Origin of the sequence: Bacillus sp. FSL K6-0268, from assembly GCF_038005425.1 — a bacterium.
Lineage (GTDB): Bacteria > Bacillota > Bacilli > Bacillales > Bacillaceae_G > Bacillus_A > Bacillus_A thuringiensis_S.
On record NZ_JBBOTF010000001.1, the window covers coordinates 1775969 to 1799845 of the forward strand.

Sequence of the window (23877 nt, forward strand, 5' to 3'; positions counted from 1 at the left end):
ATTTTAGCCCCCAAATCCTCCCTTTGAACCGCTTCCAATTCCACCTTTAAATTCAGCAGACGATTGATACGATTTAAACGCCGATGAATTTTTAAAAGTGGATTTATTTTGATAATATCGCCCACCATAGAAATAATGCCCACGATAACCTGAACTACTATCATCACACTGCCATACCCCAAGTTCATCATCCCAATCCCAATCAGAACAACTATTATCATTCGGTTTTGGGGGAAGATCTTGTGCGCAACCAAATAAAGTGCCAGTCATTAAAGACGTTACGACACCACCTACTAGCCATTTCGTTTTTGTCACCTTCGCACTCCCCTTTTTAAATTCTATTCCTATTATATAGGATGGCATGATAAAGTAGAAGAAAAAGGAAGAAGAGGGATGAAATGCGCTTAGAATATCGACTTAATGATGAAACGAAAGGGTATCCTGCTTTATGGAACTACGCCAATATTTCTAATTCTGAAATCATCGCACGCATGACTTGTGAATATTTTATTAAAGAGAAAAATACTTATGTTGTTACTGCAACTTCGGTTGATCCAGACGGAACAGCAGTTATTTATATTCAAAAAGAAGTTTTCGCCAATGACCCTTCAGACCCTACATACTCCCACATCGGTTTTGAAATTAGAGAACTAAGTGAAACGAGTTCAAGCTTAGTAGATAGTCAAGATGTATGGAACTACGAAGAAATTTTACCATCTCTTCATTCAGATATTATATATATTCAGCGAGACGGCATGTCTATGGAATTCTCCTTGGATTCAAGAGAGATTGATGAAGACAGAAAGTGCTACATTTATTACGGAAACTTCACAGGTGAATCAAGATAATATTGATATATCTATGCAACAAAAAAACCTTACGTATAAAACGTAAGGTTTTTATATAGCCCCACATATGCCGTTCTCTCTAGATGTCCATAAACCTGCTCTCACAGGTGGATGCTCTCACAAATGTTTGTAACTTCCTTCTTAAAAAGATGGCATGTTAGCTACATTTAAATATTGAACTTCCATATTAAACTTATTGGTTTAAGACATGCATAAGCTACGTACACCGTAGGAATTTTATATAAGGTTAGTTGAAATAAGACCCCCGCACGTGCCGCTCCTCGTAAATGTCCAAAAACCCGCTACTCGCAGGTGGATGCCCTCACAGTTACCGTACATCTTCCTCCACAAGGAAGGCTTGATGATGGTCGCTAAATATTGAGCTTCCGTATAACTAACATCGGTTTTAGACATAAATAAGTTACGTACACCGCAGGATGTATTATTTACTTGTCGTTATATTATCACATTGTTTCCAATGTGTAAAATACAAAGTTTTTCGAGCAATCTCTTGCTTGTGACCTTATTTTAATACAAATTATTTTTGCATGCAAGTGATTAATCTTCTTCTTTTGCAATTTGATTTTCTGGATAAGAAATCCAATCACTCCAGCTACCCGCATACAATTTAACATTTTGGAATCCAGCCAATTTTAACGCAATGATATTTGGACATGCCGTAACACCAGAACCACAATATACAATGGTTTCCTTATCTTTCGACAGATTTTGGAATCGTCCTTGTTGCTCAGCTTCATTCTTAAATTGTCCTGATTGCAACATTCCATCCTTCCAAAAATAGTTTGCTGCTGTCGGAATATGTCCTGCTTTATGATCGACAAGTTCCTCTACACCAGCATAACGTTTTGGCTCTCTTGAATCAATTAACGTAACATCTGCACCTGCCTGGATATTCTCTCTTACTGTTTCCATCGATACAAGCATATGATCTTGTATGTTTGTTTTGAATGTTTTTCGTATAACAACAGGAATTTCCGTTGTTGTCGGTAGTCCATTCTCTTTCCAAACCGGGAAACCACCATCTAATATATATACTTTCTCATGTCCTACATAGTTACATAACCACCATAAACGAGCAGCATTTGCACCAGCTTGACTGTCATACGCAATTACTGTCGTATGTTCATCAATACCAACCTCCGAAAGCTTGTCCGCAAACTCTTCAATGCTTGGCAACGGGTGGCGGCCACCATGCTCTACTATAGGACTTGATAAATCTAAATTCAAATCAAAATATAAAGCATGAGGAATATGTTCTTCTTCATACTTTTCTCTACCCCAATTAGGATTCGCTAAATCAAAACGACAATCGATTACACGGACGTTCTCATCTTCTATATGCTCACGTAACCATTCGACTGTAACTATCATCTTTAACGACCTTCTTTCTCTTGTAAACGACTTACATACTCCATAACCATTTCTTCTGTAACATATTTACGCTGCAAGGTAACACCATTTTTTGCAAGATCATTAATTTGCTTTGTTACAACATTAATGACATCAACCGAAAATTCTTTCCCATTTGACGCAAGAGATACGGCTGCTTCAATAGCTGCTTCACGCTGCGCATCTAATTGTAAACATGCTTTTACACTTTCATTTTGTTTACGAGAATGTGCTGTAATTGCTTTATGTACTTCCATCTTCTCTTCCCCCTAAATAAGTTATACGTTCTAATTCAATTCCATTGCAAGCCGAATCATATCACGGCATACAATGCCATTTTCAATAATCTCTTCTTCATAATGCTTCGAAAAGTAATCAAAATCAATAGAAAAAATACGAAATCCACATTTTTGATATAAAGCAAGTTGTGAAACACTAGAATTACCTGTACCAATTTCCAGTTTTGACATACCATATCCTTTAGCAGTTTCTACAGCATGACTTACTAGCTTCTTTCCAATCCCTTTTCCTTGCACATGCTCTGCAACCGCAATATTCATGATTTCCATCGTCTTTGGCCTTGTTTCTAAAAGAACATATACACCGATAACGCTACCCTCTTGCTTTGCTACGTATGTTAGTCCTCTTTGTACATATGTAGCTATTTGCCGTTCACTTGGATCAGCAAGTAGCAATAAAGACTTCGGTATAGCTTCTTCTTTCGAAATATACTCTATTACTACACCCATAAAAATTCCCCTTTCTCTATTGTTCTAAACCCTCCTTGTCTACCATAAGTAATAGAAAGGAGGGGTTCATCATGGACAACAATGAGAAAAAATGCAACGTCATCTCTATTGATGGAAAGAAGAAGAAAAGCGACACGTATTCCTACCCAAAATTAGTAGTAGAAAACAAAACATATGAATTTTCTTCATTCGTCTTATGCGGTGAAACACCAGATGGCAGACGACTCGTTCTTACTCATATGATTTCTACCGATGAATTTGCTGGATTTGTCAAATCTTTAGATACTGTACTGCAAAAGAAAATTGAACGAATCTTTTTCTCATAACGACTATATAACATAAATTTCTTTTTCAATCTCTACTAACTGCTTTTGCAATTGTTCTTTACTTTGTTCATATAGAGATACATCGATCGTTTCAGCCAATGCAAACAATATACTTTCATAATAGTTCATCACATCTTGTTGCATCACTTTTTGGAATAAGTTCCACTTCATATCCCATTCTTGCTTATAATGATGAACAAATAAATCTTTTTCATCGGCTACATAGTTTGATACGAGCGGTTCTAATACAGATTTAGCGTCTTCTTGCATAAAAGCTTTGTCATTCTTTTCAAAAAAGCTTTTCTCATTTTTAAAATGTGCCAGTGCTTTTTTGAAATCTTTTATTTCAACTGAAGGGAACGGTTCTTTATGTGTAATATCTTTATATTCATACTCCACTGTTCCATTCATAGAAATTGATTGATTTTCTACTTTACAGTTCACTACAATTTCGTCCTTTGCACGCTTCATCGCTTCGTCTATCCATTTTTCAAGACGTAATGATGTCGCACGCATTTCTTGTAATAAATCATGCTGAATAAATGCTACTAATTCCATAACACACTGTTGCAATTGTGTTTTCACATTTCCATCCGTTCGAAGTGACGCCGGATTAATAAATTCAGTAAACACATCGTTATAGCGTAGGAATAGACGCTGTTGCACGTAATAAAGCAACTCTTTCACTTCATTTTGCATCGCCTGTTCTTCAGCAAGTACACTATATGATGAAATGATATGAAGTAGTTGACCACGCTCTGCTTCATATTTTTTCGTTTGCTTCTCTTTCTCTTCATTCCCCTGCTTTGCACCATTTATCATGTTTACTAAAAGCTGATCTGCCCCTTGCAACGCACCATATAGAGCATGCACAGAAACAAGCATTAAATCTCTCATCATAAAGGACGTAAATGATTCCTCAAACTTAGTAATTCCAGAGTTTTGTAAAATACCATACTTCTCTTTTTCAACATTCTTTCCTTGTTTCTCTTCAAGCGCACATAAACTTGAAATTGCAAATAAACGCGGATTTCTAATACCGTATTGCAGTAGCTGATCTGCGATATAACCTTTTACCATTTCAAGTTCTTCTTCAGACTCTGCTAAATCCGCCGCATTAATTAAGAAGAACATTTTATCAAGGGCAAAGGTATCCTTTACACGACCAAGCTGAATTAAAAATTCACGATCAGCACGAGAGAATACATGGTTATAATATGTTACAAATAAAATAGCATCTGCGTTTTTAATATACTGGAATGCAACATCCGTATGGCGAGCATTAATAGAATCCGCTCCAGGTGTGTCTACAAGCGCTACTCCCTGCCTTGTTAAAGCACAATCATAATAAAGCTCCATATACTCAACGAAGCATGATTTTTCTTCGTTCGCTACATAATCAGAGAACTCTTCTAATGTAACTTGTACTTGTTCTCCTAAATAAGTAGAAACTGCATCATACCCTTTTTGTACCGCTCGTAAAAAGCTAAATGTTGTTTTTTGCTTCCCAGTTGGTGAAGGATATTTCATAACTTTATCAATTTGTGCTAACGCCTCATCTAACGTAGTAATCTCATAATGAAACAGCTTATAAACAGCTTTCATATCTTCTAATAAAGCTTGCTTTGATTTGAATTGAACCATTACTGTTCCGTGTGGTTTTTCCTCTGTAACCGGCAAAATTTGATTAATCGTTGCCGTCGTCGGATTTGGTGATACAGGAAGTACCTTCTCACCTAGTAAGGCATTGGCAAATGATGATTTCCCAGCACTAAAAGCTCCGAATAACGCTACTGTAAATTGTTTCGTTTCCACACGACGCCTTTTTTCTATTACCTCTTGCTGTACATGTTTCAGCGCTGGCAATGGCTCTAATATCATTTCAGCTTTCTTCACTTTCTCTAATATACGCTGAATATTTAAAACTGCTGTTCCTTTTATCTCTTCTTCATGAGCCGCCCCGTTATCATTTACAATCTCCTGCTCTTGTAGTGTAAATTTCTCACTAACAATTTGTTTTTCACGTTGCAATATCTCCTCTATTTGCAATCCTTCTGGTGTAGCAATACGCTCGCGCCAAATATTTTGTAAATAACTTTCATATGTCTCTAAATTGTTACTGTATTGTAATTCCGTCTCTTTTGCCGTTTGCAACATCGTATATTTTTCAATCTCTTGTTCCATACGAGCAACTGCTTCCTTCACCTTTTGCTTTAAAACGACTGCACTTTTATCAAAAATTTGCTGAGCTTTTGTAAAATAACGTTTCTTCAGTTCATTCGCTACATCCGCTGTATAAAGAAGTAAGTAATCACCTGTGAAACCTGCGCCTTGTTTAATGACTTCAGCTAACATTTCTGGTCCAAAAGCAATTTCTAAAGCATATATGTCTTTCCCAATTTCCTCCGTGAACAATCCTTCTTCTTTTAAGAAGGCCACAATAAATTCTTTCACATGAAAATCAAGTTGCGTTTCAACAGTCTTTTGAAGGGCAGAATAAAACGCCTCTACACGTCTTTGTTTTTCTTGCTCCGTCTTTCCTTTTGCAAATAGCAAACCAACTTTAAACTTTGTTAATTTCGTTTCTAAATATGCATTTGCCAATTCTCTCATTTCAAATGGCATTAAATACGCGTTATCTAATATAGCTTGTAAACCTTTTATAAATTCGTTTCTCACATGAGATTCTTTACTAGCCTCGCGATGTTTAATTTCCGTTAGCTCTTCTTTCTTTTCAACTATTTCTGAAATCGAAAGCGGTGATGCTAACTCTTCCTCATATGTCAAAAGAGCTTTTTCATTTTCAGAAAGAATAAACGAGAAATGTTCCCCCATTAAATATTCTGTTTCTCGCTCCATTCCATCTCTTACATACTGCTCTTTTTCTTTCATAATAGATGTAATTAATGTTTCTAAGCTTCCAATTTCATTTTGTGGATGGTTCATCATTCTTAATGACGTATAATAAACTCCATCTACTTCAATATCCCAGTTAGAGAACGATTGTTTTACACTATCTTTATAATCCTCAAACGATAATTCATTTTCTTTATGTTTATCTATTTGATTTACAACGAGATAAACCGTTTTATTACGTTGTTTCAATTCTTTAACAAATTGTAAATTCACTTCCGATTGGACGTGATTATAATCCATCATATAAAAAATTACGTCTGCTAGATGCAGCGTTGATTCTGTCGCTAATTGATGGGCATCATCTGTTGAATCAATCCCTGGTGTATCAACTAACATAACACCCTCAGGAATTGGCGCATCATTCCGATAAATATGAACACCAATTACCTCATCACCGTCTTTACAAATTTGTTTTAATTCTTCCGCTGAATATGCACCATCATATTCGTACTGTTCTCCAGATTTAATCGTTACAACAACACGATCAAATCCCTTTTCAATTTTAACGACGTTAGCGCTTGTCGGAATTGGACTTGTTGGTAACAACTGTGCTTTATATAGATGATTCATCATCGTTGATTTCCCTGCAGAGAAGTGACCGCAGAACGCTATCATAAGCTGTTCTTGTTTATATTTTTGAATCACCTCAAACAACTTTAAACTATTCTCTGCATCGCCGTGTTTTTGCCACTCTTCATAAAAACAAACAAGTTTTCTCATACCGTTTGTCTGTACTATGTTTGTCATCCCCTTGTTCCCCTTTATCCAAGATGTATATACTTTTCCCTGCTATTTGCGAGCTCATAACCAGTGAGAGTTACACCTACCCATTGATTACAGTTTCACTTTACTATCATACTAAATTTTCAGCATATTCTCATTAAAAATAAAAAATCCCTTTCATTCTTTTTACAAATGAAAGGGATTTTATGTCATATCACTCATTTTGCTGTTCCTACTCCATTTAAAACATACTTTGTAATAACTGCATATACAACGACTGTACCTGCTACTAATGCATATACCATACTTACGCACCAACCTTTTTTGATAATGATTATCACTTTTGAATACAGTTTATCATTAAAGAGAATCATTATCAACACTTTTCATAAAGAAAGCCCCTTATAGGAAGGAGCTTTACTGCCTGTTTTGAAGAAGGTTAAAACTTGTTGTGCACTCTTATTATATCTCATAATACGCATCTTAACAGTTTTAAAAATTGGAAATTACCTATATACCCTCTTCTTTACATTTTGTATAATAAAAGGGAATTACTTAACAAGGAGGAAAATAATGACACAAAACATTTCACAAGGCGAGAGGATACATTCCATCGATATTATTAGAGGAATAGCTGTATTAGGTATTTTTCTTGTTAACTGGCCAATTATTGCCGGGGTTGACTCACGTGATATTACAGGAATTTACGAAGGGATAGACAGCTATATTCGCCTATTTTACGATATGTTTATTCAAACGAAATTTTATACAATTTTTTCGTTTTTATTCGGATTAGGTTTTTATATTTTTATGAATCGTGCTGAGGCGAAGACCGATCGTCCAAAAACTTTGTTTGTTCGCCGCTTACTTATCTTATTATTATTTGGGTTCTTACATTACGTTCTTTTATGGGACGGTGACATTTTACATACTTATGCAATTACCGGGTTTTTCTTATTTTTATTTTACAAAAGAAAGACACGTACTATTTTAATATGGTCAATTGTACTATTAAGTTTCATGCAATTGTTCACATTATTAGGTTCTCTTGTCATGTTATTAGTGCCGGTAGATGAACTAGGCCTTTCCATAGCCATTATGCCGTTAGAAAACTGGGGCTTACAAATTACAGACAGATTCTATTCTGAAGCAATAAGTAACAGTCTTATTATGCTTCCTGAAACACTAGGATTGTTTTTACTCGGATTATATGCCGGTAAAAAAGACATTTTCCGCCGTGCTAAGGAATTAGATCCAAAACTTAAAAAATGGCAAATCATTATGTTCATTTTAACATTACCGATGTGGTTTATTATGGTTTACTTCTTTATGAACAATCAACCATACACACCATTTTCACTTATGGGTATTACGATGATAAGCGGAAAGACATTGTTCATCTTCTACATTGTCACGTTAATGCGTTTATTACAAAAAGAAAAATGGCAAACAGTATTACGTCCATTCCAATACGTTGGACGAATGGCGTTAACGAATTACATCTCACATACAATTGTTACATTACTTGTATTTGGGCTACTATTCAAAAATGATTATCTTGCTCCATTATGGGTTGGACCACTATTCTGCGTCGGTTTCTACACGTTACAAATCTTTATTAGCCGCTGGTGGCTTTCACATTACCAATACGGGCCACTTGAGTACATTTGGCGTCTTGGTACTTACGGGAAAATGATGCCACTTAAAAAGAAAAGCAAGGTCTCATAACGAGACCTTGCTTTTTTACGCTTCTCTTACTGCACTTTGCATAGACACCGGCTCTTCTTTTACTTTCACTTTGCGCTGCGGCACCATATTAAATACGATATTTAACAATACTGCTGATGCACTTCCAAGTACAATTCCGTTATCTGTTAAAATACGAATGCTTTCTGGAAGTTGTGAGAATAATGTAGGAACGACTGTTACGCCAAGCCCAATTCCAACAGAACATGCAACGATTAATAAGTTTTCTTGTCTTCCAAAGTCAACGCTACTTAACATTTTAATACCATATGCCATAACCATACCAAACATTGCGAGCATAGCACCGCCAAGTACTGACTTCGGAATAATTGTTGTGATAGCTGCAATTTTCGGAATAAACCCAAGAGCGATTAACATACCACCGCAAGTATAAATAATAACGCGATTTCTTACTCCAGTTAATTGAACAAGTCCTACGTTTTGAGAGTATGTTGTATATGGGAACGCGTTAAAAATACCACCTAACACCATCGCTAATCCTTCTGCACGATACCCTTTTGTTAATTCTTTTTCACCGATTTTTTTATTGCAAATATCAGATAATGCAAAGTATACACCTGTTGCTTCTACAATCCCTACACAAGCAACGAGAATCATTGTAATAATTGGTGTTAATTCAAATGTTGGTGTACCGAAGTAAAATGGCTGAATACCATGGAACCAATCCGCCTCTCCAACTGCTTGCAAGCTTACTTTCCCCATAAATGCTGCAACGATAGTACCGAACAACAAACCTAATAGAATAGAAATTGAACGGATAAACCCATCAAAGAAACGATACATAATGATGATAAATAATAACACTCCAAATGCTAACGCTAAGTTTTCAAGACTTCCGAAATCTTTGCTTCCTACTCCACCAGCCATATCATTAATAGCGGCTGGAACAAGTGTAACTCCAATTACTGTAACGACAGACCCTGTTACAACTGGTGGAAACAGTTTTACAAGCTTTCCAAATAATTTCGCAAAAATAACAACGAATAACCCGGCAGCAATAATTGCCCCATAGATAGAAGACACACCGTATTGTTTTCCAATTGCAATCATCGGCCCAACCGCTGTAAATGTACAACCAAGTACAACTGGGAGTCCAATACCGAAAAAGCGATTTGATAATGCTTGTAAAATTGTCGCAACGCCGCACATTAATAAATCAATTGAGACTAAGTATGTTAACTCTTTTTGATTTAAACCAAGTCCGCCGCCTACAATAAGCGGTACGATAATTGCGCCAGCATACATAGCAAGCATATGCTGCATACCAAGCGATGCAATTTTAAATGGATGCTGCTTCATTGCTTATTTCACCTCCGCAGTTTCATGCTGTACAAATGTAACTGTGCCGTTATCAAGTGATGCAATTTCTGCTAGTGATTCAACACGAACGCCTTGTTCACGAAGCTTCTTTCCTCCATCTTGAAATGCTTTTTCAATAACAATTCCAATTCCTGCAATACTCGCTCCAGCTTGCTCTACTAAACTCATTAAACCTAAAGCAGCCTGACCGTTTGCTAAAAAGTCATCGATGATTAATACACGATCATTTTCATCGATATGATTGCGAGATAATGAAATTTCATTCGTTTCTTGTTTCGTAAATGAGTATACGTTTGCAACGTACATATTATCTTGTAACGTTAACGATTTACGTTTTCTTGCAAAGATTACTTTTACACCAAGCTCTAATGCAGCCATAACTGCTGGTGCGATGCCTGAAGATTCAATCGTTACGATTTTTGTAATGTTCTCTTCTTTAAAACGTTTAGCAAATTCTTTTCCAATCTCTTGCATAAGTACTGGGTCAATTTGATGATTTAAAAATGCATCTACCTTTAATACGTCACCAGATAAAACCTTTCCTTCGTTCAAAATCTTTTCTTGTAATACTTTCATGTTTGTTCCCCCTCTTATGCAATAAAAAACTCCAAAAGCCGCCACCACTCGTTACAAGTGAGAGACGCGCTTTTGGAGTTTCGCAAAAAAGAATGCTAAACAAGCAATATATTCGTCCTCACTCATAGTCAAAGTATTTACGGTACTTCGGTAGAAACTTGCAGGCCATATCCCCGCGATTATATGAGTGTAGCTAACTATTTATTTTATAGATGGATTATAACGCACTTTTTATAATTTGAAAAGTATTTATTAACAAAACACGTACAAATTTTATAAAAACATCATTTTCGTTCGAGTTTTGTAAACTCTTACATATTATTTCAAAGCGTCGTTAAAACAAGTGGCCCATCTTTTGTAATTGCAATTGTATGCTCATATTGCGCTGATAATTTCCCGTCCATCGTTCTTGCAGCCCATCCATTTAAATCTACTTTCGAATATCGCATACCTACATTTACAATTGGCTCAATTGTAATTACCATTCCTTCTTGCAACTCAGGCCCTTGTCCTTGTTTCCCAAAATGAAAAATTGCTGGTTCTTCATGGATCTCTTTACCTATTCCATGTCCCGTAAAGTCTCTTGCGACAGAAAAACCTTCATTTGCTACGTAACTCTCAATTGCATACCCAATGTCCCCTACATGATTACCGATTACCGCCTGATCAATCCCTTTATACAATGCATTCTCAGCTACTACCATTAACCTTTCCGCTTCCTCAGAAACATTTCCAACTCTATACGTCCAAGCAGAATCTGAAAGACCACCATTTAAGTTTACTACCATGTCAATTGTTACAATATCTCCTTCATTTAAAGGAACATCGGCCGGAAACCCATGACACATTTCATCGTTTACAGATGCACATATCGCATATGGATACCCATTGTAACCTTTCTGTTCAGATGTGGCACCATGCTGTTTTAAATACATTTCAACAAACGTATCAATCTCTTGTGTCTTTATACCTGGCTTTATCATTTTCGCAATTTCTTTATGACATGAAGCAAGTAATTTTCCAGATTCATGCATCAAATCTATTTCATTTTTCGTTTTAATTGTAATCATACTACCTCTACCTTTCCTTGCTAAACCTACTATTTACTACTAAAATTCTATCATACACATCTTCTTCCACAATTTCCAATTACAAAAGCAAATATCCTTTATCTCTATTTTCCGAATATAAATTTTTAGTTAATTCGATTTTTAAGATGTTATATCTAGTATTTTTTATTGATATTTACTTATAAACAAAGTATAGTGTTACCATACTATTAAAAGGAGGATTATTAAAGATGATGCACGCAGGAAGACTACGTCAGCAAACTTTGAACAATAAGTAACTTAATATGTTCAAAGGCTCTGTTTTCATAAAGCAGAGTAAACGGGATTAGTCTGCACATTTTTAATAATCTTCAACGGAAGAGTACACTTTCCACATGAAGAAAGGCAGATATACGTCTGTCTTTTTTTCGTATATTTTTTCATACAAAGAGAGGCGTTTATTCATTATATCCTCGTTTACTCTTAACCACAGACAGAAGCTCGTCTGTGGTTTTTTTATGATTACATTTCCTTATATCTCGCTACTTTAATCATATTGATGTAGTTAGAAACAATTAGTAACAGAAAACATTAAAATTAGAATAAACATTTGGAGGAAATGGGAATGAATACACTTAAAGTTAAACAATTAGCAAATAAGGAAGGACTAAATATATTAGAAGATTCAATAGTAATTAATGAATCTGGCGTTGACTTTCAAGTAGCACACGTTAAAGAACAAAACGGAGATAAATGGATACTAAGAATTCCTCGTAGACCAGAATCTATGAGACATGTCCAACGAGAAAAAAAAGCATTAGAACTTATGAAAAAACATGTAGAATTCCAAGTTCCTGATTGGTCTATATTCTCTGAGGAACTAATCGCTTATAAACAACTAAGTGGCGTTCCTGCCGCTACTATCGATATAGAACGACAAGAATATATATGGAACTTTAATGAAAAGAATGCACCAACTGAATACAATATTTCATTAGGAAAAGTTCTAGCGAATTTACACTCATTACCTCAGCAAAAATTTAATAATATAGGTGTTGAAATTCTTACTGCTAATGAATTAAGAACTTCTATGAAACAAAGGATGAATCGAGTGAAGGAACAATACCACATCAATCAAAACTTATGGGATCGTTGGCAAGCATGGCTAGCTGAAGACTCTTTTTGGCCATCTCATGTAGGAGTAAAGCACGGGGATATACATCCAGGTCATATCCTGATTGATAAGAAAAATAATGTAACTGGCTTAATCGATTGGACAGAAGTAGGGATAGCTGATGTATCTATCGATTTCGCTTCCCATTATCTGCTCTTTGGGAAAGATGGACTAACAAAGTTAATTAATTCTTATGACAATTCTGGCGGTAAAACTTGGTCAAGAATGGATGAACATATTATCGAACTTCTAACAACAAGTAGTATCACTGTTGCTGAATACGCTCAAGTATCAGGTTTGAAAGACATGCATGAAATAGCTGTACACATGCTATCAACTGAAAGTTAATGAAGTTGCAAAAAACAGAAGAACCCTCTTCTGTTTTTTGTTATTTTCCACATATATAATTCATTTTCAAAAACTCAAAACAACTACCGTTTGTTTTTTGTATAAACGTCCCAACTGCTTCAAACCCTGCCCTTTTATATACTTTAATAGCTCTCTCATTAAATTTCACTACTGATAGTGTTATATAATTGCACCCATATTTTTCTTCACTAAAAGCTAGTCCCGCATTCACGAACTGTAAACCAAATCCATTGCCAGTTATATCAGGTCTCATTCCAAGTCCTATATCAACCGTTCCATTATTCATTTTACAAACAGTAAAAAAACCAATGAGAGTGCCATTTTCCTTTACAGAAAATGTATGATTCCCTCTACTCTCATCATGTAAAAACTCATCTAAATCTTCTTCATCTGCCGCTATATCATAAAAAGAATATTTCCCTTCATAGTGCCAGTTATATGCAATCTCTTCCGCTTCTTCTTGCGTCATTACTGTATATGTATAAAGCATTCTTTTATCCCCCTTAAAAAAAGAGCTGCAATTAAGTGAACTGCACCCCAATTGTTAGACACAGTCTAACAATTGGAGGTGCAGTTTTTCTATGGCTAAATTTACAGCTGATGAAAAAATACAAATCGTTCTACGTTATTTGAACGGAAATGAAAGTTATCGAGAAATGGGTAGATCGCTCGGTATAAGTGACACAATCATTTTGAATTGGGTAAACCAATATAAACAGAATGGTCTGGAAGCTTTTCTAAAACGATGTACAAATTACACACAACAATTTAAACTAGACGTACTAAACTTTATGATTGAAAACGGTATGTCCTTATTTGAGACGGCAGCTATCTTTAATATTCCTGCCCCTTCAACGATTTCTGTTTGGAAAAAACAGCTCGAAACACAAGGAATTGATGCCCTTCAATCTAAGAAAAAGGGGCGTCCATCCATGAAAAAAGATTCAAATAAACAATTAAAACAACATTTAGCTGAAGGGTCAGTCGAAGCACTTGAAGCACGCATTAAACAGCTTGAGATGGAAAATGAGTACTTAAAAAAGTTAAATGCCTTAGTTCAAAACAAGGAAAAATCACAAAACAAGACAAAGCGCAAGTAATCTATGAATTAAGGCATAAATATTCGGTGAAGGCACTCGTGGAGCTAGCTACTATTCCTCGAAGCACGTATTATGATTTAGTAAAGAAAATGAATCGTCCAGATGTAGATGCCGATTTGAAAGCTGAGATTAAAGCGATTTATGAGGAAAATGAAGGTCGTTATGGTTACCGTCGCATTCGTGATGAATTAACGAATCGTGGCCAGAAAGTGAACCACAAGAAGGTTCAGCGCATTATGAAAGAGCTTGGGTTAAAGTGTGTTGTGCGTATGAAGAAATATAAATCCTATAAAGGAAAAGTCGGTAGAATTGCACCTAATATTTTAGAGCGTAATTTTCATACAGATGCACCGAATCAAAAGTGGGTAACAGACATCACAGAGTTTAAATTGTTTGGAGAAAAACTGTATGTATCACCTGTATTAGATTTGTATAATGGTGAAATTATTACCTATACAATTGGTTCTAGACCGACGTATTCGCTTGTTTCAGACATGTTAGAGAAAGCATTGGAACGTTTACCTGAAACGCACCAGCTACTGATGCATTCGGATCAAGGATGGCATTATCAAATGAGACAATACGTCCGTACACTAGAATCAAGAGCTATCGTCCAGAGTATGTCTCGAAAAGGCAACTGTTACGACAACGCAGTAATAGAAAATTTCTTTGGGATTATGAAATCGGAGTTCCTCTACATAAAAGAATTTGAAAATGTAGAGCACTTTAAAATAGAATTAGAAAAATATATAGATTATTATAATACGAAACGGATTAAGGCAAAATTAAAAATGAGCCCGGTACAATACCGGACTCACTTTTATCAAGCTGCCTAATCAAATAACCGTGTCTAACTTTTAGGGGTCACTTCATAAGCAGCTCTTTTTTATAACTCATAAATTTCTTTATACTTCGCTTCTAAATAATCTGCTAAGTAGTTTGCATTTAATCCTTCGCCTGTCACATCTTCTAAAATTTCAAGTGGCTTTTTCGTTTTACCGTATTGGTGAATATTTTCTGTTAACCATTCACGAATTGGTGTTACGTTTCCTTCTTCTAATAATGCGTCAAAGTTCGGAATGTCTTTTAACATTCTTTGCTTAAACTGTGCTGCATACATGTAACCAAGCGCATAAGATGGGAAGTATCCAAATGAACCACCAGCCCAGTGAACATCTTGCAATACACCTTGTGCATTATTTTCCGGACGAATGCCTAAATATGCTTCCATCTTATCATTCCAAGCTGCTGGTAAGTCCTTCACTTGTAATGTACCATCAAATAATTCTTTCTCAAGCTCATAACGAACCATAACATGAAGCGGGTATGTAAGCTCATCTGCTTCTATACGAATGAATGACGGTTTCGATTCGTTAATTGCATCATAAAACTCATCGACTGACATATCATCAAATTGACCATTGCTATACTCTTTTAATAAATCATAATTCTTCTTCCAGAATGATTTATTACGGCCGATAAAGTTCTCAAAGAATAATGATTGTGATTCGTGAATACCCATAGATGTACCACTGCAAAGTGGTGTACCTTCAAATTGTTCTGCAATATTTTGTTCATATACTGCATGACCACATTCATGAATTGTTCCAAAAACAGCCATACGAAAATCTTTTTCATCATAGCGTGTCGTAATACGAACATCCCCTCTATTTAATGTAATTTCGAAAGGATGTACTGTTTCATCAAGACGACCTGCTTCAAAGTCATAATTCAATTGCTTCAATAATTCTAATGTAAAGTTCTTTTGTTTTTCTTTTGAAAATCGTTCCGATAAAGCACTTGTTTTTAATCCTTTTTTAGACTCAGAGATTTCTTTTACAAGCGGTACGATGCGCTCACGAAGTTGACCAAATACGTGATCTAAAACTTCCACTGTAATACCTGGCTCATACATATCTAATAATGTATTGTATTTATATGTTTCATAACCCCAATATGTAATAAATTTCTTTTTAAATTCCACAATTTTTTCTAAGTATGGGCGGAACATTTCGAAATCAGATTTTTCGCGAGCTTCTTCCCACACACTCTCCGCTTTCGCTTCTAATTTCACATAAGCCTCATATTCAACTTGTGGAATTTTTTTATTTCTATCATATTCTTTCCGGCACTCTTCAACCATTTTCTTCGTCGTTTCAGAAAGTTTATCTTCGCGTATTAAAGCTTCAAGCTCTGTTAAATAGTTTCTCATCTCATCTGAAGTCGACATAGCAAACACTTCTGACGAAAGCATACCAATTACTTCAGAACGCTGATCCACACCTTTTTTTGGTGCACCTGTTCTTAAATCCCAAAACATTAAACTTAATGCTTCTCCATAATTCTGTATCTTCTTCACGTATGTTAAAAATTGTTTTTCTACTTCATATGTAGCAACTGTCATCGTATAAAAGCCTCCTTTTTCTACCTCAAACTTAATTCGACACGGAAACATAAATTCCTTTTATAATAGAAAAAAGCTTGGCAAGCGCCAAGCTTTTTCCTTATAATTCTTTACCTTCTACTGGCAGTACATTTTTCACAGCTGCAACTACTTTCTCATCTTCTGAATCAGATAAGAAGATTGATATAGCACCTTTATCGTCGCTCGTACGAATTAAACGTCCAATCCCTTGACGAAGTCGTAAAATCATATACGGTACATCTACCTCCCAGAATGGATCATTTACGTGCTTACGTTTCGCTTCAAACACAGGATCGTTTGGAGGGAATGGTAATGACCAAATGATAACATGTGATAATGATGAACCTGGAATATCTAAACCTTCCCATAAATGAACGGCACAAAGTACAGTCTCTTCTTCATTTTGGAAACGAGAAACGAGCTGACTAATTTCCTGATCTCCTTCATATAGGAACGGAACTGACATTTGTTCTTTACTTACATATTCTTTAAACGCTGCAAGTTCTTGTGTTGTACGGAATAATACAAGCGTACGTCCATTTGTTTTTTGTATATTTTCAAGTGTATATTGACACTTTCTTTCCCATTCATTTTCTTTCGTATGCGATAGTAAGTTTACCGCCATTTGCTCCTCATAATCAAACGGTGAGGCAACTGAGAATGATAAGTAATCTTTTACCCCTAGACTATTTGCTGTAAATGCGAATGAATCGTTGTTCGATAATGTCGCAGAAGAGAAAATATACGGGATTTTCTTCGAGAATACTTTCTCTTGTAACACCTCTTCAACTGCACGCGGCATAATAACTAACGTGAAGGCACCATCACCTTCTTCACCCCATGTAATTACATTTTTCTCGTGCATAAACAGACGAAGTGAATGTTCTAACACATCTAAATGCTCATCAACGATATTTAAGTCATACGTGTTTACTGTATGCATTTCACTTTCAAATACTAATGCATCACCGACTTCACCAATTTTTGCATAAAGTCGCTTCGCTTCAGCTGTTACTTTTTCTGTCACAGTAATTTCTAAACGATCAGAACCGGCAATTTCCTTTTTATTCTCTTGTAACACATCAAAGAATCGCTCTGTTTGCCAAATTGTTTCTTCTACTAAATGTGCAAACTCCTCGCGAATATCGTTTTGCAACAATCTCGTTAAAAGTTGCTCCATCATCGTTTGCTTTAAACGGTATGTTAAAGCTTTTTGAGCTGCATATTCTACAAGATGTCCTTCATCGAATACAACGCAGCTACTTTCTGGTAATAATGGAATTTGCCCTTCACGCTTACGAGCATCGTACGTCCAAATATGATCCATATAGAAATCTTGAGAACAAATAATTAAATCTGCTGCTTTACGATAATGTTCACGAGAAAGAGTTTGTCCACAGCGATGACGAGAATCACAAGTAAAGCAATCTTGGAAGTAATCCCAATTTACTTTTGACCATTCTTCGTCATTTAAAAGTGGAAATTCTTTTCTGTCACCATAGTGAGTAAAGTTTTGCATCGTACCATGATCAAATACAAACTGTGGTAACTCATAATATACGTCTTCAATTACTTCTGGAGCTCGTCCACTCATAACATCTTCAAGTTTACGTAAGCATAAATAATTATCCATTGATTTTGCAAGCCTTACATCAACAGAGAGCCCTAATGCTTCAGATAACTTAGCAATGTCCCCTTCTTCTTTCACAAGTTGCTCAATTAACGTTTCATCTGCACAAGCAATAATAGCTGGTTTCCCAGTATAACGCGCGTAACAAATTGCATATAGAAGATATACAATTGTTTTCCCTGTTCCTACACCCGCTTCTGCGAACATAACTTTCTTTTCTTGGAAAGCGCGTTCTAACTGAAACGCCATAAAAATTTGTTCATCACGCTCTTCAAAGCCTTTTTCCGGAAGGATGTCGTAAAATACATCTCCAATCCACTCATTCAACTTATCATAAAAATTATCTTGTTTTCCTACTTCAAATGGTAATCTCTTCTCAGTAAACATCCTTAGCCTCCAACCAAAAAGTTTTTCTATAAAAAGATAATAGCAACTGCTACGCATATGTATGCATTTGCTTTCCCCTGTTGCCATACATAGAAATTCACGAAAAAAAATTTTCCTTTCGAAAAAGGAAAATTTTCTTCTATATTAATGACTTTAAATACCGTTTATCAATCGCTGTTTCATGTGAAAGAGCTGACAAATATTCTTCTTGTGCTTTTTGTATTTCATCTACAATCGCACCTTGACTATCCACTTCTTTTCCGAGCTCATCATACGTACGGTGAATAGCTTTTTGAATCATTGATAATTGGAAACTATCCATATCACTTCCTCCTTTACGCATTACATAATAGCCAGTATATGCGCGCTGGAGGAGTTTTATACTATGAATTACGCGGTGGACGTTTTCCGAAGTATTGGTAGTAATCTGTACGGATAAATCCGTTAAACAGTTTACGCTTCTTCGACGCATCTTTTCCGTAACACTTCTCAAATGCTTCGTAGCTTGTTAATACATACGCTGACCATGTATCTAACGGACGGAATACTTGTCCCATTTCTTTATACAGTTGTTCAACGAGTGCTTTTTCACTTAAACGTTCTCCGTATGGAGGATTCGTTACAACGTAGCCATAATCCTCTTTTGTTGTGAAATCTTTTACCTGCATTTGTTTAAATGTAATTAAATCACCTAAACCTACTTCTTCTGCGTTATCTTGAGCAACTCGAATCATACGATGATCAATATCTGATCCTATGATTTGTAATCGTTGATCATAGTTCGCTAAATCTTCAGCTTCTTGACGCGCTTCACGCCAGTTTTGTTTACCTACCCAGCCCCACTCACCTGATGCGAAACCACGGTTAAATCCTGGCGCAATGTTTTGCCCAATTAATGCCGCTTCAATCGGAATTGTACCTGATCCACAGAATGGATCAACAAATGGACGATCTGGCTTCCAGTTTGTTAATTTAATTAAAGACGCAGCTAATGTTTCTTTTAACGGAGCTTCCCCTTGATCCATACGGTATCCACGTTTATGAAGTCCAACACCACTCGCATCAATTGTTAATGTTGCAATATCCTTGAGCATTGCAATCTCGATACGGAATAACGGACCATCTTCTTCAAACCAAGTTGTACGTTTATATGTTGTTTTTAATTTTTCAACGACAGCCTTTTTAACAATACGTTGGCAATCCGAAACACTGAATAATTCAGATTTTAAAGATTTACCGATAACAGGGAACTCGCCATTCTCTGGAATATAATCTCCCCAGTTTAATGCTTTCGTTTTTTCAAATAGCTCATCAAATGTTGTTGCTTTAAATTCGCCAACTTTAATTTTTACACGATCCGCAGTACGTAACCATAAATTCGTGCGACAAATCGCCTTTTCATCTGCTTCAAATGTTACTTTGCTGTTTTCTACTTGACATTCATAACCAAGATCGCGAACTTCTCGGGCAACTAACGCTTCAATACCCATTGCCGCTGTTGCAATTAAAGTAACTTTTCCCATTTGCATTCACCTCTTATGTATATTCAAACAATAATTAATAGCAATTGTTCCTATTAATCATTACATTTTACGAAAAAATTTTCTCATTAACCATTTTAACTCATACTTTATAACTTCATACAAATAAAAAGCCCTCCTCTAACAAAGGAGAGCTGAGTTATTTCATAGTTGGTTCATAACGTTCTGTAAGCCATGTTCTGTTCCTTTGTACTACAAACGGCCCACGCCTCGTACTCCGGTGGCAATCATCTATCTACAGGTTATAAAACCTGTCCTTTCCCGTCGTTCATTTCCTTGGAAAAGATTCCCCTACCATTATTTGGGTTTCTCGCTCGTGGGGTTTACCTCGTTCCACTCCTATCATTTCTTCAAGGACTTCGTCACTGTGGCACTTTAAAGGTAGTCAAACCATATCCGAAAGGACTTAGGTTTTTTCCCTGCCGTTAAACCAGCCTTACAGCCAGAATACCCTAGCTTATGAATTGGCTAGGCACGAACACTACAGCCATCTCAGGCCGTGCGAGCATGGACTTTCCTCTACAACGTTGGCGTTGCAGCGATTACCCAAACGTTATGACATCCATTAGTATAGTGGAAACAAAAAGATTTTGCAACGTTTTTTTCTATGTAAAATGCTTAAACCTTTTTCCACCTTACATCATTCGTATAACTTACTTCCAAATACAGCTTTTTCTAAGTTAGATAAGCGTTTTAAAATATCCGTATTCGTGTTGTTATAAACCGGTTGTGCAACTGGTGTTTGTACAGGTTGTTGTGGAACTTGCGTTACTGCTAGTTTTTGTTCCTCTAATTCACGCTTTAAACGAGCATTTTGTTGCTTTAATTGCTCAAACTCTTTGTGGAAAGCTTCATAGTCTTTAATGATCATATCAAGAAACTTATCTACTTCTTCTTGCTGATAACCTCTCATACCTGTTTTAAATTCTTTTTCTAAAATATCTTTCGCTGTTAATTTAATTTTATCCGAAATCATTTTCTTCACCTCAAATTTTTACCAAAACTTTCATTAACTAAATTTTTTCAGAAACAATGCTTTTTGTCAATCATATATACGAGTACTATATTACATATTATTCTGCATTATTCCACTGTTCCTCTTCTATTATATCTTGTAACTCAGAAAAAAGAATGAAATAACTGTGATAATTTTCTATTTCCCCTTTTTTCTTTGCTGTTTCTACAATATATTTGGGACTTCCTGGTTTTTCTTCATCGTATACCGCTAAAAGTGCATCACTTTTTTCAATAAAAAATTGATTTTTTAATTTAAATTGCTCTGGGCTTTCATACTTCCGTTTCGTGATACTATCAACATGGTCTGCTTGAGAAAGAATAAATTCGTAATATTCACGATTATCTTCTTTCCAATTTTCTTCTTGTTCTAAAAACGGAGTGAATACCGCTAATTTTAAATCTGGATATTCTACTTGAATTTCAAAAACAACTTCAGCAGCCCATAATTCTACACCTAACTGGCCGCTTATTATAACCCATTCTAAACCATCTTCTACAAAAGTGGTTAATTTACGGTGTAATGCCTTTTTTATACACCCCACCCCTGGATGATCATTTTTAAATATTCCAAGTTCAAATGGCTTATATCCTGTTACTGCAATAACTTTCATATCAACACTCCAATTACAAAAAAAGAACTAGCATTTCGCTAGTTCTAACATATCATTTACTTTTTAAATATTCCACCAACGTTTGGTCCGATATTTGGACCTACTGGTGATACATTGTTTGGTAAAAACGGTGATACATTTGGTCCTGGTCCAAACGGTGATACATTCGGTCCTGGCCCAAATGGAGATATTTGATGACCGTGGTGATGATGACCATGGCCACACGGTCCACATCCACCGCCGAATCCTGGGTCGATTGGGTCCACAACATTTACATTTGAATTTGTTTGTGGGAAGAAGTTTTGGTTTTTAATTTGTTGATGATGTACACGTGTTGTATGTGTTGGGAAAATGTGTGGCACCACCGTTGTTGAAAAAGAGTGTGTTACGCATTGTTTCGTCGGATGAACGACAGGAGCAGTTGTACAAATAGGTCCTACAGGCTTATGCCCTCCAAAACAAGGATGACAATGATGCATAGTTTTTTCTCTCCTCTCTCGTTAAAAAAATCTGATTACACTTTACAGTATGAGAAAAGAGAGAAAGCCGTTTGTTATATATACCCATTTATTACAAGGAAATTTGTCTAGTCCTTTATTTCATATACCATACTTTCATAGACAACTCTTCAACATTACTTACCAAAAAAGCCTCCAACTTGCTTTACAATACCTGTCACCTGATTCATCGCATTCATCATTTGTCCAGCTGTATTCATCATTTTATTTACATCATAGTTACCATCGGATGTTTTAAATTGAGAAACAAAACTAGAAAACTGACTTGGCTGTTGTTGCTTTTGTTTACTCTGCGTCGGGTACGGCTGTTTTGGTGGATAAAACATCGCTTGTTGATTAGCATAGGGCGATGGTGGTGGCATATAATATTGCGAATTCATATAAGGCTGCTGCTGTTGTTGATTCATGTATGGTTGCTGAGCTTGTGATTGTTGAGCTTGATTCACATAAGGTTGCTGCTGTTGTGATTGTTGAGCCTGATTCACATAAGGTTGCTGCTGTTGTGGTTGTTGAGCTTGATTCATAAACGACACTTCAAACGGTTGATAATAATTTTGATTTCCATAATAAGGCTCGAAAGGATACATATTATACCGTAAATATGTATCCGTATTATATTGGTACATATTTTGCTGTGCATATGGATTTGTTTGCTGATATACGTTAGATTGTTGAAACATGCATTCTCTCCTCCTTCACATAAGTTTCTACATATATAATATGTACCTATAAAATAATATGTGTGATGGAGTATCTGTCTATTTTTGTCGGAAGTTTAAATTTTTAAAAAATTAAAAAAGAAAACCCTTCCATGCTATGATAATTAAGAAGAAGATTCTCATGGGGGAGGAATCAACATGGTATTAGGGGATTTAAAACAAGCGTTTTCTCAAAAAAAGGGGTATTGCACAGAGAATGCAAATGAATTATTAGACTTTGCGAGACATTGGTATCTCGAAGGAAAAATATGCATTTCAGATTATCGAACATTAATAAAAGAATTAGAAATAAACGGCGCAACAAAACCTACAACAATGACAGAAGCATAAAAATAACAAGAGGGTTCTCCCTCTTGTTATTTACATTGCTCAACTATATTTTGCAAAGTATACGAAATGGCTTGGTGTGTTTCAAAGAATCGTTTACCTTTACCTTTATTTACAAAGCATTGTAACACATTCGTTTGTAAATTATCGTATACTTGATCAATTTGCTGTACATGTATATACTTTGGCTTTTCTTCTTTAATCCACGTATAAGCTAATTCTTTCCACTTCTTTAATTCCTCATCTACCATGTCTACAAATGGTTTCATATCCTTATAAAAGTCGTATTCGATTAGTTCTCTTTTTTTTATATTCGCTTCATTATTATACTGCATGAGTTTTTCTGAAGACTGTATTAATGCTTCATTCTTCATC

At 35.7% G+C, this 23877-nt stretch carries 25 protein-coding genes, 3 other RNA genes and 1 riboswitch; of the genes, 6 read left to right on the forward strand and 22 right to left on the reverse strand.

Features of this window, described 5'->3' with window-relative positions; all coding sequences use genetic code 11:
• Positions 1-3: 3 nt before the first annotated feature.
• A complete protein-coding gene (locus MHI28_RS08950; RefSeq protein WP_000169030.1) occupies positions 4-315 on the reverse strand; it encodes a hypothetical protein in 312 nt (103 codons plus the stop codon).
• Positions 316-398: 83 nt separating this feature from the next.
• Here MHI28_RS08950 and MHI28_RS08955 point away from each other — a divergent pair, with 83 nt between their 5' ends.
• Complete coding sequence (locus MHI28_RS08955) at positions 399-848, forward strand: hypothetical protein (protein ID WP_001235522.1); 450 nt, start codon at positions 399-401, stop codon at positions 846-848.
• Between the two features lie 54 nt (positions 849-902).
• Here the strand turns inward: MHI28_RS08955 and ssrS (MHI28_RS08960) are convergent.
• The 5 genes from ssrS (MHI28_RS08960) to MHI28_RS08980 all read right to left on the reverse strand — a co-directional run bounded on the left by ssrS (MHI28_RS08960) (position 903) and on the right by MHI28_RS08980 (position 3007).
• Positions 903-1086, reverse strand: a non-coding RNA gene (ssrS, locus tag MHI28_RS08960) — 6S RNA.
• 21 nt (positions 1087-1107) lie between these two features.
• A non-coding RNA gene (ssrS, locus tag MHI28_RS08965) (6S RNA) lies at positions 1108-1290 on the reverse strand.
• A gap of 116 nt (positions 1291-1406) precedes the next feature.
• Positions 1407-2240, reverse strand: a complete 834-nt coding sequence (locus MHI28_RS08970) for a sulfurtransferase (protein WP_000637581.1) — start codon at positions 2238-2240, stop codon at positions 1407-1409.
• A gap of 2 nt (positions 2241-2242) precedes the next feature.
• Entirely contained in the window at positions 2243-2515 is a 273-nt protein-coding gene (locus MHI28_RS08975) for a YpbS family protein (protein ID WP_000451820.1), read from the reverse strand.
• A gap of 30 nt (positions 2516-2545) precedes the next feature.
• Positions 2546-3007, reverse strand: a complete 462-nt coding sequence (locus tag MHI28_RS08980) for a GNAT family N-acetyltransferase (protein ID WP_000539328.1) — start codon at positions 3005-3007, stop codon at positions 2546-2548.
• 71 nt (positions 3008-3078) lie between these two features.
• Here MHI28_RS08980 and MHI28_RS08985 point away from each other — a divergent pair, with 71 nt between their 5' ends.
• A complete protein-coding gene (locus MHI28_RS08985) occupies positions 3079-3333 on the forward strand; it encodes a DUF3931 domain-containing protein (RefSeq protein WP_000369740.1) in 255 nt (84 codons plus the stop codon).
• A gap of 3 nt (positions 3334-3336) precedes the next feature.
• Here the strand turns inward: MHI28_RS08985 and MHI28_RS08990 are convergent, their stop codons facing one another.
• Positions 3337-6996: a dynamin family protein gene (locus MHI28_RS08990; protein WP_086412903.1), complete on the reverse strand. Its 3660-nt coding sequence runs from the start codon at positions 6994-6996 to the stop codon at positions 3337-3339.
• A gap of 194 nt (positions 6997-7190) precedes the next feature.
• On the reverse strand, positions 7191-7346 hold the full coding sequence (locus MHI28_RS08995) for a hypothetical protein (RefSeq protein WP_000600126.1): 156 nt from the start codon (positions 7344-7346) through the stop codon (positions 7191-7193).
• Between the two features lie 199 nt (positions 7347-7545).
• On the opposite strand from MHI28_RS08995, the gene MHI28_RS09000 reads away from it, so the two are divergent.
• Positions 7546-8700 carry a DUF418 domain-containing protein gene (locus tag MHI28_RS09000; RefSeq protein ID WP_340827767.1) on the forward strand — a complete coding sequence of 385 codons (1155 nt, stop codon included), beginning with the start codon at positions 7546-7548 and terminating at the stop codon, positions 8698-8700.
• 15 nt (positions 8701-8715) lie between these two features.
• Here the strand turns inward: MHI28_RS09000 and pbuX are convergent, their stop codons facing one another.
• The 3 genes from pbuX to MHI28_RS09015 all read right to left on the reverse strand — a co-directional run bounded on the left by pbuX (position 8716) and on the right by MHI28_RS09015 (position 11705).
• The gene (gene pbuX, locus MHI28_RS09005) at positions 8716-10038 is read right to left on the reverse strand and encodes a xanthine permease PbuX (RefSeq protein WP_000809215.1); all 1323 of its coding nucleotides are present in this window, start codon (positions 10036-10038) and stop codon (positions 8716-8718) included.
• A gap of 3 nt (positions 10039-10041) precedes the next feature.
• A complete protein-coding gene (locus tag MHI28_RS09010) occupies positions 10042-10635 on the reverse strand; it encodes a xanthine phosphoribosyltransferase (protein ID WP_000866482.1) in 594 nt (197 codons plus the stop codon).
• 105 nt (positions 10636-10740) lie between these two features.
• Positions 10741-10842: riboswitch (purine riboswitch) on the reverse strand.
• 116 nt (positions 10843-10958) lie between these two features.
• Positions 10959-11705, reverse strand: coding sequence for a type I methionyl aminopeptidase (locus tag MHI28_RS09015; protein ID WP_000628413.1), 747 nt, complete (start codon positions 11703-11705; stop codon positions 10959-10961).
• A 604-nt stretch (positions 11706-12309) separates the two neighbouring features.
• Here MHI28_RS09015 and mphL point away from each other — a divergent pair.
• Positions 12310-13206, forward strand: a complete 897-nt coding sequence (mphL, locus tag MHI28_RS09020) for a macrolide 2'-phosphotransferase MphL (protein WP_001094261.1) — start codon at positions 12310-12312, stop codon at positions 13204-13206.
• A 40-nt stretch (positions 13207-13246) separates the two neighbouring features.
• Here mphL and MHI28_RS09025 read toward each other — a convergent pair whose 3' ends face one another.
• Positions 13247-13717 (reverse strand): GNAT family N-acetyltransferase, encoded by a 471-nt coding sequence (locus MHI28_RS09025; protein WP_000967501.1) that lies wholly within the window; start codon positions 13715-13717, stop codon positions 13247-13249.
• 91 nt (positions 13718-13808) lie between these two features.
• Here MHI28_RS09025 and MHI28_RS09030 point away from each other — a divergent pair.
• Positions 13809-15163 (forward strand): IS3 family transposase gene (locus MHI28_RS09030; protein WP_208730123.1). Its coding sequence is split into 2 segments (ribosomal slippage): positions 13809-14262 and positions 14262-15163, totalling 1356 coding nucleotides; the frame shifts between segments, so codons are not numbered across the junction.
• A gap of 50 nt (positions 15164-15213) precedes the next feature.
• Here the strand turns inward: MHI28_RS09030 and ypwA are convergent.
• The 9 genes from ypwA to MHI28_RS09075 form a co-directional block, all read right to left on the reverse strand.
• Positions 15214-16731, reverse strand: a complete 1518-nt coding sequence (ypwA, locus tag MHI28_RS09035; protein WP_000215105.1) for a carboxypeptidase — start codon at positions 16729-16731, stop codon at positions 15214-15216.
• A 100-nt stretch (positions 16732-16831) separates the two neighbouring features.
• Positions 16832-18769, reverse strand: coding sequence for an ATP-dependent DNA helicase (locus MHI28_RS09040; RefSeq protein ID WP_000493703.1), 1938 nt, complete (start codon positions 18767-18769; stop codon positions 16832-16834).
• A 139-nt stretch (positions 18770-18908) separates the two neighbouring features.
• Positions 18909-19091 (reverse strand): DUF3921 domain-containing protein, encoded by a 183-nt coding sequence (locus MHI28_RS09045; RefSeq protein WP_000376895.1) that lies wholly within the window; start codon positions 19089-19091, stop codon positions 18909-18911.
• A gap of 61 nt (positions 19092-19152) precedes the next feature.
• A complete protein-coding gene (locus tag MHI28_RS09050; protein ID WP_000521233.1) occupies positions 19153-20292 on the reverse strand; it encodes a THUMP domain-containing class I SAM-dependent RNA methyltransferase in 1140 nt (379 codons plus the stop codon).
• A gap of 181 nt (positions 20293-20473) precedes the next feature.
• Positions 20474-20864, reverse strand: an RNA gene (gene rnpB, locus MHI28_RS09055) — RNase P RNA component class B.
• Positions 20865-20950: 86 nt separating this feature from the next.
• A complete protein-coding gene (gpsB, locus tag MHI28_RS09060) occupies positions 20951-21286 on the reverse strand; it encodes a cell division regulator GpsB (protein ID WP_000622431.1) in 336 nt (111 codons plus the stop codon).
• 97 nt (positions 21287-21383) lie between these two features.
• Complete coding sequence (locus tag MHI28_RS09065) at positions 21384-21938, reverse strand: DUF1273 domain-containing protein (RefSeq protein ID WP_000862927.1); 555 nt, start codon at positions 21936-21938, stop codon at positions 21384-21386.
• A 56-nt stretch (positions 21939-21994) separates the two neighbouring features.
• Complete coding sequence (locus tag MHI28_RS09070; RefSeq protein WP_340827774.1) at positions 21995-22417, reverse strand: CotD family spore coat protein; 423 nt, start codon at positions 22415-22417, stop codon at positions 21995-21997.
• A gap of 155 nt (positions 22418-22572) precedes the next feature.
• Positions 22573-23136 (reverse strand): YppG family protein, encoded by a 564-nt coding sequence (locus MHI28_RS09075; protein ID WP_000487716.1) that lies wholly within the window; start codon positions 23134-23136, stop codon positions 22573-22575.
• Between the two features lie 177 nt (positions 23137-23313).
• Here MHI28_RS09075 and MHI28_RS09080 point away from each other — a divergent pair, with 177 nt between their 5' ends.
• Positions 23314-23505, forward strand: a complete 192-nt coding sequence (locus MHI28_RS09080; RefSeq protein ID WP_000242652.1) for a YppF family protein — start codon at positions 23314-23316, stop codon at positions 23503-23505.
• Between the two features lie 26 nt (positions 23506-23531).
• Here the strand turns inward: MHI28_RS09080 and MHI28_RS09085 are convergent, their stop codons facing one another.
• A complete protein-coding gene (locus MHI28_RS09085) occupies positions 23532-23876 on the reverse strand; it encodes a YppE family protein (protein WP_000786936.1) in 345 nt (114 codons plus the stop codon).
• Between the last annotated feature and the right edge of the window lies 1 nt (position 23877).

Bases quoted from the DNA above. Each gene is read 5' to 3' on its own strand.
- MHI28_RS08955 (WP_001235522.1), top strand. From the start codon at position 399: ATGCGCTTAGAATATCGACTTAATGATGAAACGAAAGGGTATCCTGCT.
- MHI28_RS08970 (WP_000637581.1), bottom strand. From the start codon at position 2,240: ATGATAGTTACAGTCGAATGGTTACGTGAGCATATAGAAGATGAGAAC.
- MHI28_RS08975 (WP_000451820.1), bottom strand. From the start codon at position 2,515: ATGGAAGTACATAAAGCAATTACAGCACATTCTCGTAAACAAAATGAA.
- MHI28_RS08980 (WP_000539328.1), bottom strand. From the start codon at position 3,007: ATGGGTGTAGTAATAGAGTATATTTCGAAAGAAGAAGCTATACCGAAG.
- MHI28_RS08985 (WP_000369740.1), top strand. From the start codon at position 3,079: ATGGACAACAATGAGAAAAAATGCAACGTCATCTCTATTGATGGAAAG.
- MHI28_RS08990 (WP_086412903.1), bottom strand. From the start codon at position 6,996: ATGACAAACATAGTACAGACAAACGGTATGAGAAAACTTGTTTGTTTT.
- MHI28_RS08995 (WP_000600126.1), bottom strand. From the start codon at position 7,346: ATGATTCTCTTTAATGATAAACTGTATTCAAAAGTGATAATCATTATC.
- MHI28_RS09000 (WP_340827767.1), top strand. From the start codon at position 7,546: ATGACACAAAACATTTCACAAGGCGAGAGGATACATTCCATCGATATT.
- pbuX (WP_000809215.1), bottom strand. From the start codon at position 10,038: ATGAAGCAGCATCCATTTAAAATTGCATCGCTTGGTATGCAGCATATG.
- MHI28_RS09010 (WP_000866482.1), bottom strand. From the start codon at position 10,635: ATGAAAGTATTACAAGAAAAGATTTTGAACGAAGGAAAGGTTTTATCT.
- MHI28_RS09015 (WP_000628413.1), bottom strand. From the start codon at position 11,705: ATGATTACAATTAAAACGAAAAATGAAATAGATTTGATGCATGAATCT.
- mphL (WP_001094261.1), top strand. From the start codon at position 12,310: ATGAATACACTTAAAGTTAAACAATTAGCAAATAAGGAAGGACTAAAT.
- MHI28_RS09025 (WP_000967501.1), bottom strand. From the start codon at position 13,717: ATGCTTTATACATATACAGTAATGACGCAAGAAGAAGCGGAAGAGATT.
- ypwA (WP_000215105.1), bottom strand. From the start codon at position 16,731: ATGACAGTTGCTACATATGAAGTAGAAAAACAATTTTTAACATACGTG.
- MHI28_RS09040 (WP_000493703.1), bottom strand. From the start codon at position 18,769: ATGTTTACTGAGAAGAGATTACCATTTGAAGTAGGAAAACAAGATAAT.
- MHI28_RS09045 (WP_000376895.1), bottom strand. From the start codon at position 19,091: ATGGATAGTTTCCAATTATCAATGATTCAAAAAGCTATTCACCGTACG.
- MHI28_RS09050 (WP_000521233.1), bottom strand. From the start codon at position 20,292: ATGGGAAAAGTTACTTTAATTGCAACAGCGGCAATGGGTATTGAAGCG.
- gpsB (WP_000622431.1), bottom strand. From the start codon at position 21,286: ATGATTTCGGATAAAATTAAATTAACAGCGAAAGATATTTTAGAAAAA.
- MHI28_RS09065 (WP_000862927.1), bottom strand. From the start codon at position 21,938: ATGAAAGTTATTGCAGTAACAGGATATAAGCCATTTGAACTTGGAATA.
- MHI28_RS09070 (WP_340827774.1), bottom strand. From the start codon at position 22,417: ATGCATCATTGTCATCCTTGTTTTGGAGGGCATAAGCCTGTAGGACCT.
- MHI28_RS09075 (WP_000487716.1), bottom strand. From the start codon at position 23,136: ATGTTTCAACAATCTAACGTATATCAGCAAACAAATCCATATGCACAG.
- MHI28_RS09080 (WP_000242652.1), top strand. From the start codon at position 23,314: ATGGTATTAGGGGATTTAAAACAAGCGTTTTCTCAAAAAAAGGGGTAT.
- MHI28_RS09085 (WP_000786936.1), bottom strand. From the start codon at position 23,876: ATGAAGAATGAAGCATTAATACAGTCTTCAGAAAAACTCATGCAGTAT.